Annotated in this window: 12 protein-coding genes and 1 other annotated feature; of the genes, 10 read left to right on the plus strand and 2 right to left on the minus strand. The window is 36.7% G+C overall.

All coding sequences use genetic code 11. The features are described from left to right. Positions 1-91 precede the first annotated feature (91 nt). The 7 genes from AC4BB7_RS05985 to AC4BB7_RS06015 all read left to right on the plus strand — a co-directional run bounded on the left by AC4BB7_RS05985 (position 92) and on the right by AC4BB7_RS06015 (position 9,511). Positions 92-256: a hypothetical protein gene (locus AC4BB7_RS05985; protein WP_490484725.1), complete on the plus strand. Its 165-nt coding sequence runs from the start codon at positions 92-94 to the stop codon at positions 254-256. Positions 257-711: 455 nt separating this feature from the next. Next, a complete protein-coding gene (locus tag AC4BB7_RS05990) occupies positions 712-3,423 on the plus strand; it encodes a cation-translocating P-type ATPase (protein WP_490484726.1) in 2,712 nt (903 codons plus the stop codon). A 251-nt stretch (positions 3,424-3,674) separates the two neighbouring features. Then, entirely contained in the window at positions 3,675-4,514 is an 840-nt protein-coding gene (locus AC4BB7_RS05995) for a PRD domain-containing protein (RefSeq protein ID WP_490484727.1), read from the plus strand. 128 nt (positions 4,515-4,642) lie between these two features. Then, a complete protein-coding gene (locus tag AC4BB7_RS06000; RefSeq protein WP_490484728.1) occupies positions 4,643-6,490 on the plus strand; it encodes a beta-glucoside-specific PTS transporter subunit IIABC in 1,848 nt (615 codons plus the stop codon). Between the two features lie 195 nt (positions 6,491-6,685). Beyond that, positions 6,686-8,155: a glycoside hydrolase family 1 protein gene (locus AC4BB7_RS06005; protein WP_490484729.1), complete on the plus strand. Its 1,470-nt coding sequence runs from the start codon at positions 6,686-6,688 to the stop codon at positions 8,153-8,155. A 186-nt stretch (positions 8,156-8,341) separates the two neighbouring features. Continuing rightward, positions 8,342-8,929: an ATP-dependent Clp protease proteolytic subunit gene (locus AC4BB7_RS06010; RefSeq protein WP_086312283.1), complete on the plus strand. Its 588-nt coding sequence runs from the start codon at positions 8,342-8,344 to the stop codon at positions 8,927-8,929. Between the two features lie 147 nt (positions 8,930-9,076). Further along, complete coding sequence (locus tag AC4BB7_RS06015) at positions 9,077-9,511, plus strand: hypothetical protein (RefSeq protein ID WP_086312284.1); 435 nt, start codon at positions 9,077-9,079, stop codon at positions 9,509-9,511. 406 nt (positions 9,512-9,917) lie between these two features. Here the strand turns inward: AC4BB7_RS06015 and AC4BB7_RS06020 are convergent, their stop codons facing one another. Then, positions 9,918-10,079 carry a hypothetical protein gene (locus AC4BB7_RS06020; RefSeq protein ID WP_086312285.1) on the minus strand — a complete coding sequence of 54 codons (162 nt, stop codon included), beginning with the start codon at positions 10,077-10,079 and terminating at the stop codon, positions 9,918-9,920. 32 nt (positions 10,080-10,111) lie between these two features. Beyond that, a complete protein-coding gene (locus tag AC4BB7_RS06025) occupies positions 10,112-10,468 on the minus strand; it encodes a hypothetical protein (RefSeq protein ID WP_086312286.1) in 357 nt (118 codons plus the stop codon). Positions 10,469-10,618: 150 nt separating this feature from the next. Next, positions 10,619-10,877: a binding site (T-box leader), on the plus strand. A gap of 147 nt (positions 10,878-11,024) precedes the next feature. Between AC4BB7_RS06025 and AC4BB7_RS06030 the strand changes: the two genes are divergently transcribed. The 3 genes from AC4BB7_RS06030 (at position 11,025) to leuB (ending at position 15,313) form a co-directional block, all read left to right on the plus strand. Continuing rightward, positions 11,025-12,305, plus strand: a complete 1,281-nt coding sequence (locus AC4BB7_RS06030) for an O-acetylhomoserine aminocarboxypropyltransferase/cysteine synthase family protein (RefSeq protein ID WP_490484730.1) — start codon at positions 11,025-11,027, stop codon at positions 12,303-12,305. Positions 12,306-12,749: 444 nt separating this feature from the next. Next, positions 12,750-14,273: a 2-isopropylmalate synthase gene (locus tag AC4BB7_RS06035; protein WP_490485123.1), complete on the plus strand. Its 1,524-nt coding sequence runs from the start codon at positions 12,750-12,752 to the stop codon at positions 14,271-14,273. Next, positions 14,273-15,313: a 3-isopropylmalate dehydrogenase gene (gene leuB / locus AC4BB7_RS06040; RefSeq protein WP_490484731.1), complete on the plus strand. Its 1,041-nt coding sequence runs from the start codon at positions 14,273-14,275 to the stop codon at positions 15,311-15,313. Before AC4BB7_RS06035 ends, leuB begins: the two co-directional genes overlap by 1 nt. Position 15,314 lies beyond the last annotated feature (1 nt).

Below are 15,314 nucleotides of genomic sequence, written 5' to 3' on the forward strand. Positions count from 1 at the left end.
AATCCTCATTCTATTGACAGAACATAGCAATGGGAGTAGGATGGTGGTGCAAAGCAACTAATAGTTTCCTTTTGAAAAGGGGTGAGTGATTATGGAAAAATTGAAAACAATGGTAATCAGTCTTCTTGGACTAGTTGGTGCTATCAGTTTGTTTGGAGGAGGAGTCCTTTTTGCATCTCTGTTTATTCTTTTATTTATATTGTCGGTTGTATTGGAAGCTATCACAAGCCACAGCAAGAAAACTTCATCTATTTAACGATCAAGTCATCTTACCCTGATTAGTCAGTAATACTGAATAGTCAGGGGATTTTTCTGTTTAAACGCAATTAATATAAGCTACTTCATTATGAATCATTTAAGTCTTTTCAAACTAAACAGAAATTTTTCTGAAAATCAATACGATTTCATTTGAAAAACACTAAAAGAACAGGTATAATTAATTCAGCAATAATTATTGGTGAAAGACTTGTCCGTAGCCATTTTATTATTTCATGAGGGAGTAACTGGCGGCATCAGCTGCGACAACATCACCAACTCCGAAAGAAATTTCTGGTGTTGTCTTAAACGGTGAGACTTATGTATGTTCTATTTAGCATACAGAGGTCTATTTTTTTTCGTTTTGCTACGAACCAATAAGTTCAAAAACGTGTTCGTTTCGCTATAATGAAGTAAAATAGATTTAAGTAGCTGCAAATTATAAGGAGGAAGAACATGTCAGAAGAGAAAAAGGTTCAATTATCTGAAGCGTTTTACACGCAATCAGATGAAGAGGTCTTACAAAAGTTTGATACGACAGTTGAAGGATTGTCCGATCAAGAAGCCAAAAAAAGGTTAGAGAGTTATGGCGCCAATGCGTTAGATGAGGGGAAAAAGAAATCGATCGTTGTCAAATTCTTTGAACAATTCAAAGATTTCATGATCATCGTATTATTATTTGCCGCTGTAATTTCAGCAGTCTTCTCAGGAGACTTTGTTGATTCTATCATCATTTTACTTGTGGTGATCTTAAACGCCATCTTCGGTGTGATCCAAGAAGCCAAAGCCGAACAAGCAATTGAAGCTTTGAAAGAAATGTCTTCACCAAATGCGAATATTCGTCGTGATGGTCATGTGATCACTGTTAAAAGTGACGAATTAGTACCAGGAGATATCGTTTTATTAGAAGCTGGAGATGTTGTGCCGGCAGATTTACGTTTGTTAGAAGCCGCTAGTCTTAAAATTGAAGAAGCAGCTTTGACTGGTGAATCTGTTCCAGTTGAAAAAGAAGCAATCGTTTTAGAAGGAACGTCTGATGACATCGGTATCGGTGATCGGATCAATATGGCTTATTCAAACAGTAACGTTACTTATGGCCGAGGAATCGGTGTGGTTGTCGGTACAGGAATGAATACAGAAGTTGGTAAAATCGCTGGTATGTTAGCTAACGAAAAAGAAACAGAAACACCATTAAAACAAAACTTAAACCAATTAGGTAAGATGTTGACGATTGCAATTTTAGTGATTGCCGCTGTTATGTTCGTTGTGGGCATGATGAACGGCCGTACATGGATCGATATGTTATTAACCTCGATTTCATTAGCTGTTGCAGCGATTCCAGAAGGATTGCCAGCTATCGTTACGATTATTTTAGCATTAGGAACACAAAAGATGGCGAAGAAAAATGCTATCGTCCGCAAACTACCTGCAGTTGAAACATTAGGTAGTACAGATATTATCTGTTCTGATAAAACAGGTACACTAACATTGAACCAAATGACAGTTGAAGCACTTTACACAGACAATGAAGTAAAACCTGCAACAGCTGAAGTTCAGTTAGACAACATGGCATTAAAAATCATGAACTATACAAATGATACAAAAATCGCGCAAGATGGTTCATTGATCGGTGATCCAACAGAAACAGCACTTGTGCAATATGGTTTAGATCATGAGTTCAACGTAATTGAAAAAGTTGCGGCTGAACCTCGTGTTGCTGAAATTCCATTTGATTCAGACCGTAAATTAATGACAACTGTTCACCAATTAGCAGATGGTAAATTCTTAGTCGCTGTAAAAGGTGCACCAGATGAATTACTAAAACGTTGTAAGGAAGTTTTATTAAACGGTCAAACACCAGCAATGGATGACAAACAACGTCAAGAAATTTTAACGACCAACACAAAATTAGCCAAACAAGCATTACGTGTTTTAGGGATGGCATACAAAATCGTTGATGCAGTTCCAGCTGAAATGGATTCTGATTTAGTTGAAAAAGACCTAGTATTCGCAGGGCTTGTCGGCATGATCGATCCAGAGCGTAAAGAAGCAGCGGAAGCTGTTAAAGTGGCAAAAGAAGCGGGCATTCGTCCAATCATGATCACAGGTGACCACAGAGATACAGCAGAAGCAATCGCAGCTCGTCTTGGTATTATTAAAGAGGGCGATGATGATGCCGTAATCACAGGTGCAGAACTAAACGAATTATCTGACGAAGCATTTGCTAAAGTCGTTGAACATTATTCCGTTTATGCACGTGTTTCTCCAGAGCATAAAGTACGTATCGTTAAAGCATGGCAGCAAGAAGGTAAAGTTGTAGCCATGACAGGTGACGGTGTCAATGATGCCCCAGCTCTGAAAGCAGCCGATATCGGTATTGGAATGGGGATCACTGGTACAGAAGTATCAAAAGGTGCCTCCGATATGGTTTTAGCGGATGATAACTTCTCAACAATTATCGTAGCGGTTGAAGAAGGGCGTAAAGTCTTCTCAAATATCCAAAAAACGATTCAATACCTACTTTCTGCCAACCTTGGGGAAGTATTAACACTATTTATCGCAACAATGCTAGCTTGGGATACCTTACTACCTGTTCACTTATTGTGGATCAACTTAGTAACCGATACCTTCCCTGCAATTGCATTAGGTGTAGAACCTGCTGAACGTGATGTGATGAGCCATGCTCCACGTGGAAAGAAATCAAACTTCTTCTCTGGTGGTGTCTTGAGCAGTGTGATTTATCAAGGGATCACACAAGGTGCCTTGACTCTGATCGTGTACAAAATGGCGATCGAATTCCCAGCTCATACAGCAGCCAATATGCCAAACTTATCTGCAACAGCATTGTATGATCTACAACATGGTGATGCGTTGACAATGGCATTTGCAACATTAGGCTTGATTCAATTGTTCCACGCATTTAACGTGAAGTCTATTTACCAATCAATCTTTAAAGTTGGTTTGTTTAGAAACAAATCATTTAACTGGGCTATTTTAGTATCGTTCCTATTACTAGCAGCAACGATCTTAATTCCAGGATTCAATGACTTGTTTAGTGTAACGTCCCTAGACGCTTACCAATGGGGCATCGTTGCTGGAACATCATTTGCGATTATTCCAATCGTTGAGATCGTAAAATTTATTCAACGTAAAATGGGCAAGAGCTAATTATTGAATTAACAATAAAAAAACTGAAACAACTCATTTTTAAGCGAGTTGTTTTAGTTTTTTTTTGTTTCAAGAAATCAATGAAATAAAAAATTATAAAAATAGAGATTGACAGCGCTATCTTGATATGATAAATTAATGACATAGAACAACAGGAGTGTAACTGATACGATCAGGCACCACCAAGTCTATTGTAGTCTTATTTAACTACTCTAGTTTGGTGTTTTTTTGTATTTTGGGAGGTGATGGCCATGTACGTGACGGTAAAATCGCTAAATAATAATTTAGTTTTAGTCGTTGACGACAAACATGAAGAATTGATTCTTTTTGGTAAAGGCGTTGGCTTCAAAAAGAAAAAAGGCGATATCATTGAACCGAGTATGGCTGCCAAAGTCTTTCAAATGCAGGAAAGTCAACCATTCTCTAAGGTACTAGAAGAAATATCGCCAGAAGTACTGTCAACAACTGGAAAAATTATTCAGATGGGAGAAGAATATTTAGAACAAAAGCTAAACTCAACAATTTTGATTTCGTTAGCAGATCATCTACAATTTGCTATTGAACGGCAACAAAACAATACCCAACTAGATGAGAATACACTACGCTGGGAAATCAAGTTCCTTTATTATAAAGAATTTGAAGTAGGGAAAAAAGCCCTGACAATAGTAAAAGAAGAACTAGGTGTAGGGTTATCAGAAACAGAAGCTTCGTTTATTGCCTTACATTTTGTGAATGCTCAAGATAATTTTGAGTCGAAGCATGATGCAATTTTAATTGCCAAAATCACAAAAAGTATGGTAAAAATCATTCAATCATTGTTTGGCGTATCTTTAAACAAAGAAAGTGTCAATTACTCACGTTTTGTTACCCATATTCGATACTTTATGAACCGACAATTGCACAATAAAGAGGAAATGAAACAAAGCGACGCTAAATTATACGCAATCATCCAAGAGCAATATCAAAAAAGCTATGCGTGCGCATTGATGATCAAAGAGTTATTGAAAAGAGAGTACGATTTGAATGTTAACGATGATGAAATGATGTATTTAATCATTCATATCGAACGTGTCGTATTTGAAGTAAAATAGAAAATTCAGCTAGGCGTGTAACGAAAAGGCATTAACCTAGGTGATCTAAATGGACGATCCTTAAAACAAGGGATGGATTCTTTAGATCGCCTAGGTTTTTATTTTAAAAAATGAACGGAGGACGTTTGATGAACTATGAAAAAATAGCTCAGGAAATTATAGAAAACGTTGGAACCACAGCCAATATCAAAGATGGAACACATTGCTTTACACGATTAAGATTATATATTGAGGACAAAAATAAAGTTCATTTAAATGCACTAAAAGCAATTGACGGTGTGATAGATGCCAGATTTCAAAACGGCCAGTTGCAAGTGATCATCGGTAGTAATGTGGATAAAGTTTATGACAAAATCAGTCCATATCTAACAGCTACGAAAGGAACAAGTAGCGGTAAACAATCATTTTTTGACAATATTTTTACAACGATTGCAGCGATTTTTACACCTATTTTACCAGCAATAATTGGTGCTGGATTGATGAAAGGAATTTTGCCTTTATTGGTTATGCTTCATTTCATCAAAGAAGGAAGTGATACCTTTCAGATTCTGACGATCGTCGCAGATACAAGTTTTTATTTTTTACCAGTTCTGATTGCGGTGTCTGCTTCTAGACGTTTCAAAGTGAACGAATTTTTAGGTGTTACATTGGCATGTTCATTGCTTTACCCAACGATTTTAAATGGGGAAACAACGTTACAGTTATTTCATTTCATTCCGATTCCAGTGATGAGTTATACATCTACAGTGATTCCAATTATTTTAGGGATATGGGTAATGAGTTATGTTTATCAAGTGGTGGATAAGATTGTGCCTAGTGTTGTAAAGATGATTTTTACACCGTTACTGGTTTTATTGATCATGATTCCATTGACTTTAGCATTGTTTGGTCCAATTGGTTTTTATGTCGGCAAAGGCTTAGCGACTATTTCTGTTTGGTTAGCGGCAAAGGTGCCATTTATCTATGGATTGGTTTTAGGTGGGCTGTATCCTTTGATTATTATGACCGGTATGCATTACGCGTTTTTCCCAATGATGTTGGAAAATATTTCCAGATTGGGCTATGAGAATGGTTTTTTACCAATTAGTTTATTTGCCAATGTTGCAATGGCGGCTGCTACTTTAGCTATTGCTTTTAAAGTTCAAAACAAAGACATGAAAGAAGTTTCCTACTCATCGGCTATTTCAGCCTTATTCGGAATCACTGAACCTGCATTGTATGGCGTCATTTTGAAATATAAAAAAGCTTTATATGCTGTCATGATGGCTGGTGGTATTGTCAGTGCTGTTATGGTGACTATGGGGGTCAAAATGTTTTCTTTTGTCGCTCCTGGGATTCTCTCATTACCCGTTTTTGTAAATCCAGATGGTTCATCTAGAAATATTATTATTGCCCTTATAGGTGTACTAGCTACTGCTGTTTTAGCGTTTATACTGACTGCAGTGACTAAAACTAGTTTTGAAGTAGATGCTGACACAGAAAAAGAAAGAAAGCAATTTGTTACTATAAATGAAAAAGAAATTGGTACGGTTTTAGCGCCCGTATCTGGAGAAGTAAAGGATTTAGCAAGCTGTTCAGATCAAATTTTTTCAGAAGCAATCATGGGGAAAGGGCTCGTTATTTTGCCAGATGATGGGATGATTTTTGCTCCCTTTTCTGGAGAAATAAGTGTTATTACACCTGAAAAACATGCAATTGGCCTTACATCAACAGATGGTGTGGAATTATTGATCCATGTAGGGATCGATACCGTTGGCTTAGGAGGGAAAGGCTATAAATCCTTCGTCTCAAAAGGGGATATGGTCAGTGCTGGTCAACAACTGCTTGCATTTGATCTTGATTATATTAAGGAGCAGGGCTACTCGACTGAAGTACCAATTATTGTGACAAATACGCCTGATTTTTTTGAAGTTGTCCCGATTTTGAAGAAAGATCCTGTTTCAGTAGGGGATGATTTGATTACCATTTTAAATTAGCAACGTATTGAAAAAAGAGGAGTAGGAAGAGATGACCGAAAAGTTTTATGTGAGGTGAGTTAAATGCAGTAAAAAGTAGTTGTTTATACTGTAGATGTTCATAACCAGAGGAAGAGTCCAAAGGATTCCTTAAAGAAGAAACAAATCACACTGATGGAACTCATTAAAAAAATAATAAATATAGGAGGATATACAATGAAAGAACTACAAACAGGTTTTCCAAAAGACTTTTTATGGGGGGGAGCAACAGCCGCCAATCAAATCGAAGGGGCTTATTTAGAAGGAGGTAAAGGACTATCCACATCAGATTTGGTCTCATATAAAGATCCTTATAAAACTGGGAAAGTCGATAATTTTACTTTTAATGTGAATTCAAAAGAATTAGAAGAATATTTATCAAACCCAGAAAAATATCTATTTCCAAAACGTTGGGGTATTGATTTTTATCATCGTTATAAAGAAGACATTGCGTTGTTTGCAGAGATGGGTTTTAAAGTTTTCCGCTTATCAATATCGTGGGCAAGGATTTTTCCAACAGGATTAGAAGATGAACCAAACGAAGAAGGGTTAGCATTTTACGATAAGGTTTTTGATGAATGTTTAAAATATGGAATCGAACCGTTGGTGACGATGTCACATTATGAAATGCCAATCACTTTAACACAAAAATACAATGGTTGGATCAGTCGGAAACTTATTCCTTTATTTGAAAAATTTGCTTGTACGATTTTAGAACGATACAAAAGTAAAGTAAAGTATTGGATTACGTTCAATGAAATGAATATGACATTGAATAGTCTATATACAGGTTCTGGTATTTTAGAAGATTTAGTAGAGAATAAATTGCAAGCAGCTTATCAAGCTTCTCATCATCAATTTTTAGCTAGTGCTTTAGCAGTGAAAGCAGCCCGACAATTAGCGCCGGATGCGAAAATCGGTTGTATGATCAATCAAATTGAAGCGTATGCCAGAACAACCAAACCAGAAGATCAGTTACAAGCAGTTAAATCAAATCAGTTAAATATGTTTTTCCCAGACATTCAAGCAAGAGGAACTTATCCAAGTTATATGGCACGTTATTTCAAAGAAAATGATATCCATATTCAGATGGATGAAAAAGATGAAGAAGTTCTCAAAGTAGGAACAGTCGATTTCGTGGCAATTAGTTATTATATGTCACATGTTACAGAGGCACGAAAAGATGCTGCGAAATTAGCCGTAACATTTGATAGTCCAATCAAAAATGATTATTTAGAACTATCTCAATGGGATTGGCCTATTGATCCGATTGGTTTACGTATCTCCTTAATGAAATTGTATGATCGTTATGAATTACCATTATTTGTTTGTGAAAATGGATTAGGTGCTAAAGACATTTTAACACCTGAAGGAACAATTCATGATGAATACCGCATCGATTATATTAAAAAGCACATTGAGCAAATGAAAGAAGCTATTGAAGATGGTGTTGATTTAATGGGGTATACGACATGGGGCTGTATCGATTTGATCAGTTGCGGTACATCACAAATGTCTAAGCGTTATGGATTTATTTATGTAGATCAAGATGATCAAGGAAACGGCTCGCTTGCGAGAACACCAAAAGATTCTTTCTATTGGTATAAAAAAGTTATTCATAGTAATGGGGAAGATTTAGCGAATTAATTCTTATCGAAATAGAAGGGAAATCCATCGTATGAGGGATGTCTCTTCTATTTTTAACATCTGTCTAAGCCTTGATTTTGACTAAGTCTTTTTTTAAGGTCAAAACAAGTCAAAAAAGTGGACAAATTCTCAGATTGCGGTATTATTAATATAGATATTTAGCTTTAAACTATGGAGGTTACAGATATGAACTATTTAGATGAAAATGAAGAAACAGAAGAAAAACAACAACCTAATGCGTTTATGAAAAAACTTTTTGAAGAACGAACAATTTTGATCTACGGTGAAATCAATCAAGATTTAGCTCGAGAAGTGACTTCTCAATTATTGCTACTTGCAGCAATGGGAGACGAACCAATCAAGATTTTCATTAATAGCCAAGGCGGACACGTTGAAGCTGGTGATACGATTCATGATATGATCAAATTTGTAAAACCAGAAGTGATCGTGATCGGAACAGGATGGGTCGCAAGTGCGGGTATTACGATTTATTTAGCTGCTGATGCGAAAAACAGATATAGCTTGCCAAATACACGCTATATGATTCATCAACCAGCTGGTGGAGTTCAAGGTCAAAGTACAGAGATTCAGATTGAAGCCAAAGAAATCATCCGCATGCGTGAACGTGTCAACCGCTTGATTGCTGAAGCAACAGGTCAAACATACGAAAAAATCGCAAAAGACACAGACCGCAATTTCTGGATGTCAGCGGACGAAGCCAAAGATTATGGTATGATTTCTAAAATCATCAAAACAAGTGATGAAATTAAATAAAGTATTAAAAAACTGCAGACAACAAAATGTTTGCAGTTTTTTTCTCTTAAAAATTAGTAGAAAAATATTCTTTTCCAGATTCCTCTTGTCATCTACCTATGAAAAAGTGTAAAATTGAGTGATTACTAAAAGAAAGTAGGAAAGACAGTGAAACCAAATTTAGGCTATTATGTTCAAAACATCAATGATATTGTAAAAGAAACAGAAGAAGTCGGCGAAAAAATGAACGAATACTATGAAGAAGTGCGTACAGCGATCGATGAAGGAAAAGCAACTGAATTAGCACCAGAAAGAATTGCTGAAATTCAACGTATTTTCCAAGATGGAACAAAAGAATATACAATCATGTTGGAAAAAGTGACTAAATTACGTCCCCCAGCACGCGTGATGGGTATTCATAAAAAATTTGAACGTTCATACATCGAATATCTGGCTGGATGCAACGAGATGATTTTGTCTTTAGATCCTGAAAAAGGCATAGATATCGATCTTTTCAATAATTCAGAAGAAAAACAAGATAAAGCAACTGATGATATTTCATTTGCAATCACACGAATGAGTAATCTTTTGTTGAAAAAATAAAAAAACAAACGAAAAAATGACAAAAAATAGTGATATTTAATTTCATTTTAATGTTATTTTTAGTAGACAAAGGAAAAAATGTGTTGTATTATATATTCATACCAACAACAACCTTTTTATTTTTCATTTTACTCTTATTGAGTAATACTCCTTTTCCATCGGCCTTTTCAGCCGGTGGTTTTTTTATTTTTGTTTTTCGGACTATTTATTATTTCATTAATATATGTTTTTTTTTTGTATTTTAAAATATCGAGAGTTATTTTATACATATTGGATTGATTCTAAAATTTTAGATTTTATGTTAATTAATAAAAAAATCAGATTACTTGGGAAAATAGAAAAGTCTAAAGTAAAAGCAATTAAGCTTTACTTTAGACTTAAAAAATCCAACTACAATTCATTTGCATTAATTCTCTACATTACGAACATAATCATCAAAATACTGAACTAGGTCAGCTTTGATTTTTTGGTATTCAGCTTCTGTGTACTCACGCTCTTCGATTGTTCCATTAAAAAATGGAATTTCCAACTCTTCGCGCAAGCGGTCTACGACTTCGCTTTGATCCATTTGGGCACCTTCTTTACCTGTTGTCTACTCTATTATAAAACATTAAAATCATTCGTCAACTGCTCAAAAGAATCTTTCATAGCCGTTAACTTATTATAAAGTAGGATACTATTGTCTTCTTCAAGGAGAAAGACTTGTTTTAATTCAAAATAGAATTCTTCAAAGGCTTTAAAAAAAGGGTGAACCTCTGAGGCAGTCAATTCACTGTTACTGTAGTAAAAGACACGTACGCTGTGATAATAAGTAAATACCTCGTTGATATTCAAAAGAATACGTGTATCCTCAGGACGCGGGCGGCTAGTGACTAAATCATACAATGTTAAACTTTTCGTGTGAATCTCAGATAGATAAGATAAAAGTAATTCTACTTTTTCATTATTCGTTGACATTAAATCGACCTCCAATTTCTCTAATTATAATAAAAAATAGAAAGAAAGAGAAATAGGACACTCAAATACAAATAAATATTTAGAAAAAAATGGAAACGAAAGAAAAAAGTTGACAAAAAAATGAGAATGTTCTAATATTGGTTTTAATAAAAAAACTCATTGAAAAGAAGAGTACACAAGCAGACATTAGAATCTAGCTGATTCATTTCATTCAGCTAGAAGTAGAGAGCTTTCGTTTGGTGCAAGAAAGTAATGATCCCTTGTCGAAAATGATCTTGGAGAGGAAAAATCATTTTGATTTTTACGGCAGCTACCGTTAACCAAGCACCAAATCAAGAAGAAATTCGGCGTTTGGATCGAGATGGAACTAAATTCCAATAAAGGTGGTACCGCGACAGTCGCCCTTTACTAGCATATTGCTAGTAGGGGGCGGCTTTTTTAGTTCTTTTTTAATGAGAATAATAGAAAGAGGTGGTCATTATGCAAGAAGGTGACATGTGCATCAGTAAAGTAAACAAGATAAACAGAATAAAACATAGAAAAGGAATGAAGCATAATGACAAACTCTAACTATCAATTCGAAACAATCCAAATCCACGGCGGGCACACACCGGATAAAGAAACAAATTCAAGAGCTGTTCCGATTTATCAAACAACTTCTTATACATTTGACGATACGCAAGATGCGGCTGAAAAATTTGCGCTATCTAAAGCGGGAAATATCTATACTAGGATCACAAATCCTACAACAGCAGTTTTGGAAGATCGTTTGAACGAGTTAGAAGGGGGCGTTGGAGCGGTTGCAGTAGCTTCTGGAACGGCTGCTGTTACTTATGCGATTCAGAATCTTGCAAGTAGTGGTGATCATATTGTTTCGGCTTCAACGTTGTATGGTGGAACCTTTAATTTATTTGCCCATACATTGCCAGAGTTTGGTATTACAACAACTTTTGTCGATCCAGATCAATTAAGTAACTTTGAAGATGCTATCAAAGAGAACACAAAAGCGATTTTTGTAGAAACAATTGGCAATCCAATTACGAATGTTGCTGATTTAGAGGCAATTGCAGAGATTGCTCATAAACATGGACTTCCATTGATCGTTGATAATACTTTTGCAACAGCCTATTTAAATCGCCCTTTTGATTTTGGCGCGGATATCGTTGTGTATTCTGCAACAAAATTTATTGGTGGGCATGGTGTTGCTTTGGGCGGTGTCATCATTGATTCAGGCAAATTCAATTGGGCGAATGGCAAATTTCCTAAATTAGTTGATCCAGATCCAAGTTATCACGGACTTTCTTATACAAAAGACGTGGGAGCTGCAGCGTATATTACTCGTTTAAGAGTCTCTTTATTAAGAGATACAGGAGCAGCGATTTCGCCATTCAATAGTTTCTTATTGATTTTGGGTTTAGAAACATTATCTTTGCGATTAGAACGTCATGTAGAAAATGCTCTGACTGTTGCGGAATTTTTGAATAAGCACCCAAAAGTTCAATGGGTCAATTACCCAGGTTTACCTGATAATAGATATCATCAGCTTGCAGCAAAATATTTACCTAAAGGCGCAGGTTCAGTGTTTACTTTTGGTGTGAAAGGTGGAGCCGAGGCAGGGAAGAACTTGATCAATCATGTCGAACTCTTTTCACTCTTAGCCAATGTTGGGGATGCAAAGTCATTGATCATTCATCCTGCTTCAACAACACATTCTCAGTTAAGTGATGAAGAATTAAATGCTTCTGGAACTTCACCAGAATTGATTCGTTTATCAATTGGAATTGAGAATATTGATGATATTTTGGGGGACTTAGGGCAGGCGCTAGATAAACTGTAATAAGCAGGTCATAGCTGAGAAGACATTTTTCTCAGCTTTTCTTAAAAAAATTCTCATAAAACTATTGACTTTGATTTAAAAGTTCTGTATCTTTAACACTATAGTTTGAATTATTTAAAAATTCTGACAATAAAGGATGTTGAAGATGATGAACAAGCAGACAACGACAATTACATTCTTATTATTACTGAAGGACTCATCACACTGATTTTTAGAAACCAGCTGCAGCACAGCTTTTTCTTATCAGAGGTTGAGAGTCCTGTTTTCGCATTGCATGAACGGGATGATAGAACATCCCATATTCGTGGGATGTTTTTTTATTGCAAAACACAACGATTGCTTGCAGAGCTGATGATGCGCAATACTTGGCGAACGAAGAGAGAAGTCTCGTTCGCTTCATTTAACCTAATCAAAAAAATGAAGATTCAGAAGGGACGTATGAACATGAACACTATCCAATTTTTTGACACCACTCTAAGAGACGGCGAACAAACACCGGGAGTAAATTTCAACACCAAAGAAAAAGTTCAAATCGCTAAACAATTAGAAAAATGGGGAATTGATACGATCGAAGCGGGATTTCCGATTGCATCTGTTGGTGATTTTGAAGCCGTCAAAGCTATCGCAGAAAGCGCTGAAAAGATGACCGTCGCAGGTTTGGCACGTTGCCAAAAAGCTGACATCGACCGCGCACATGAAGCTTTACAAAACGCCAAGCATCCGCAAATCCATGTTTTTCTGGCAACAAGCCCAGTTCATATGGAGTTTAAACTAAAAATGACACCAGATGAAGTGATTGCTTCTATTAAAGAACATGTCAGTTACGCTAGAAGCAAATTTGAAAAAGTTCAATTTTCACCAGAAGATGCAACGAGAACAGAAAAGCAATTTCTACTAAAAGCTGTTCAGACAGCCATTGATGCAGGAGCTACCATCATTAATGTTCCAGATACAGTTGGCTATTCAAATCCAACGGAATACGGTGCATTATTTAAATTTCTAATCGAAAATATTCAAAGCGACCAAGAAATCATTTTCTCTTCACATTGTCACGATGATCTAGGAATGGCGACGGCCAATGCCTTAGCGGCTATCGAAAATGGTGCCCGCCGTGTAGAAGGGACGATCAATGGAATCGGTGAACGAGCGGGTAATACCGCTCTTGAAGAAGTCGCATTGGCTCTTTATATCAGAAAAGATTTTTATAATGCTCAAAGCAATATCCTATTGAACGAAACTAAAAGAACCAGCGATCTCGTCAGTCGTCTATCAGCTGTAGCGGTACCGAGAAATAAAGCCATCATCGGAGCGAATGCCTATGCACATGAATCAGGTATCCATCAAGATGGGGTATTGAAAAATCCAGATACGTATGAAATTATTACACCTTCACTTGTCGGGGTAAATGAAAACTCATTGCCGCTAGGAAAACTTTCTGGTCGTCATGCATTTGCCACAAAGATGGAAGCTCTTGGCTACCAACTAACAGAAGAGGAACTAAAAGATGCCTTTAAACGTTTCAAATCACTAGCTGACAAAAAGAAACAAGTCACCGAAGATGATTTGATCGCCCTGATGGTCGGACAAGCGCAAGAATGCAGTGAAGATTATCGCTTAGAGCGTGTCCAACTACAATATGTTTCTGACGGCAGCCAAGGAGCGATCGTTTCCATCAATACAGGAGAAGACGAAAGTAAAACAGAATCAGCGATTGGTTCTGGTAGTATCCAAGCGATCTATAACTCTATCGATAAAATATTCGTTCAAAAACCAGAACTGCAAGAATATTACATCAAAGCCATCACGGGTGGAGAAGATGCGCAAGCAGAAGTTCATGTAACCTTAGCAGATAGTGAAAATAATAAACAATTCAACGGCATCGGCATCGACTTTGATGTCTTACAGGCTTCAGCCAAAGCCTACGTCAAAGCCAGTGAACAATTTCAAAAAGAAGTGGGGAGAGCCTAATGACTAAACGAATCGTAGCCTTGCCAGGAGATGGCATTGGAGCAGAAATCATGGATAGCGCGCTAAAAATAATAGCCGAAATCATGGTTCAAGATAATTTGGATTTTGATATTGAACGCTTTGCCTTTGGTGGTGCTGGTATCGATGAACAAGGGGATCCGTTACCAGAAGAAACACTCAAAGCTTGTGAAAAAGCCGATGCAATTTTACTAGGTGCTATCGGTGGTCCAAAATGGGACGATGCACCAAAACGTCCTGAACAAGGGTTATTATCCTTAAGAAAAGCCTTAGGATTGTATGCAAATATCCGTCCAATCTCAGTGCCAGATGCAGTGGTTCATTTATCTCCATTAAAAGAAGAAAATGTTCGAGGTGTTGATTTCGTTGTTGTCCGCGAACTCACAGGAGGTATTTACTTTGGCGAAAAACAACTAGGAGAGACAAAAGCTTCAGACCTATGTACTTATTCAAAAGCTGAGATTCAACGGATTATCAGAAAAGCTTTTGAAATCGCTCGTACCAGAAATAAAAAAGTTACATCTGTCGATAAAGCCAATGTCCTAGCAACTAGTAAATTATGGCGTCAAACAGCGGAAGAAGTAGCACAAGAATTTTCAGATTGTACCTTAGAACATCAATTAGTTGATTCAGCGGCGATGGTCATGATTCAAAAACCAAAAACATTTGATGTGATTGTCACAGAAAATCTATTCGGTGATATCCTAAGTGATGAAGCATCGGTGATTCCAGGCTCACTAGGAATGATGCCGAGCGCGAGTCACAGTGAAACAGGTCCGTCATTATACGAACCGATCCACGGTTCTGCACCTGATATCGCCAATCAAAATATCGCCAATCCAATGTCGATGATCTTGTCGGCTGCGATGATGTTACGCCAATCGTTTGGCTTAGAAAGCTCAGCGAAGAAAATCGAAGATGCTTGTGATCGTGTCATGGACCAAGGCATTTTAACAACGGATCTTGGTGGAACAGCGACAACCACTGATTTTACCGAAGCCGTAATCAAAGAATTGAACTAAA

This window comes from Enterococcus sp. AAFC-DPL-5182, from assembly GCF_058216605.1.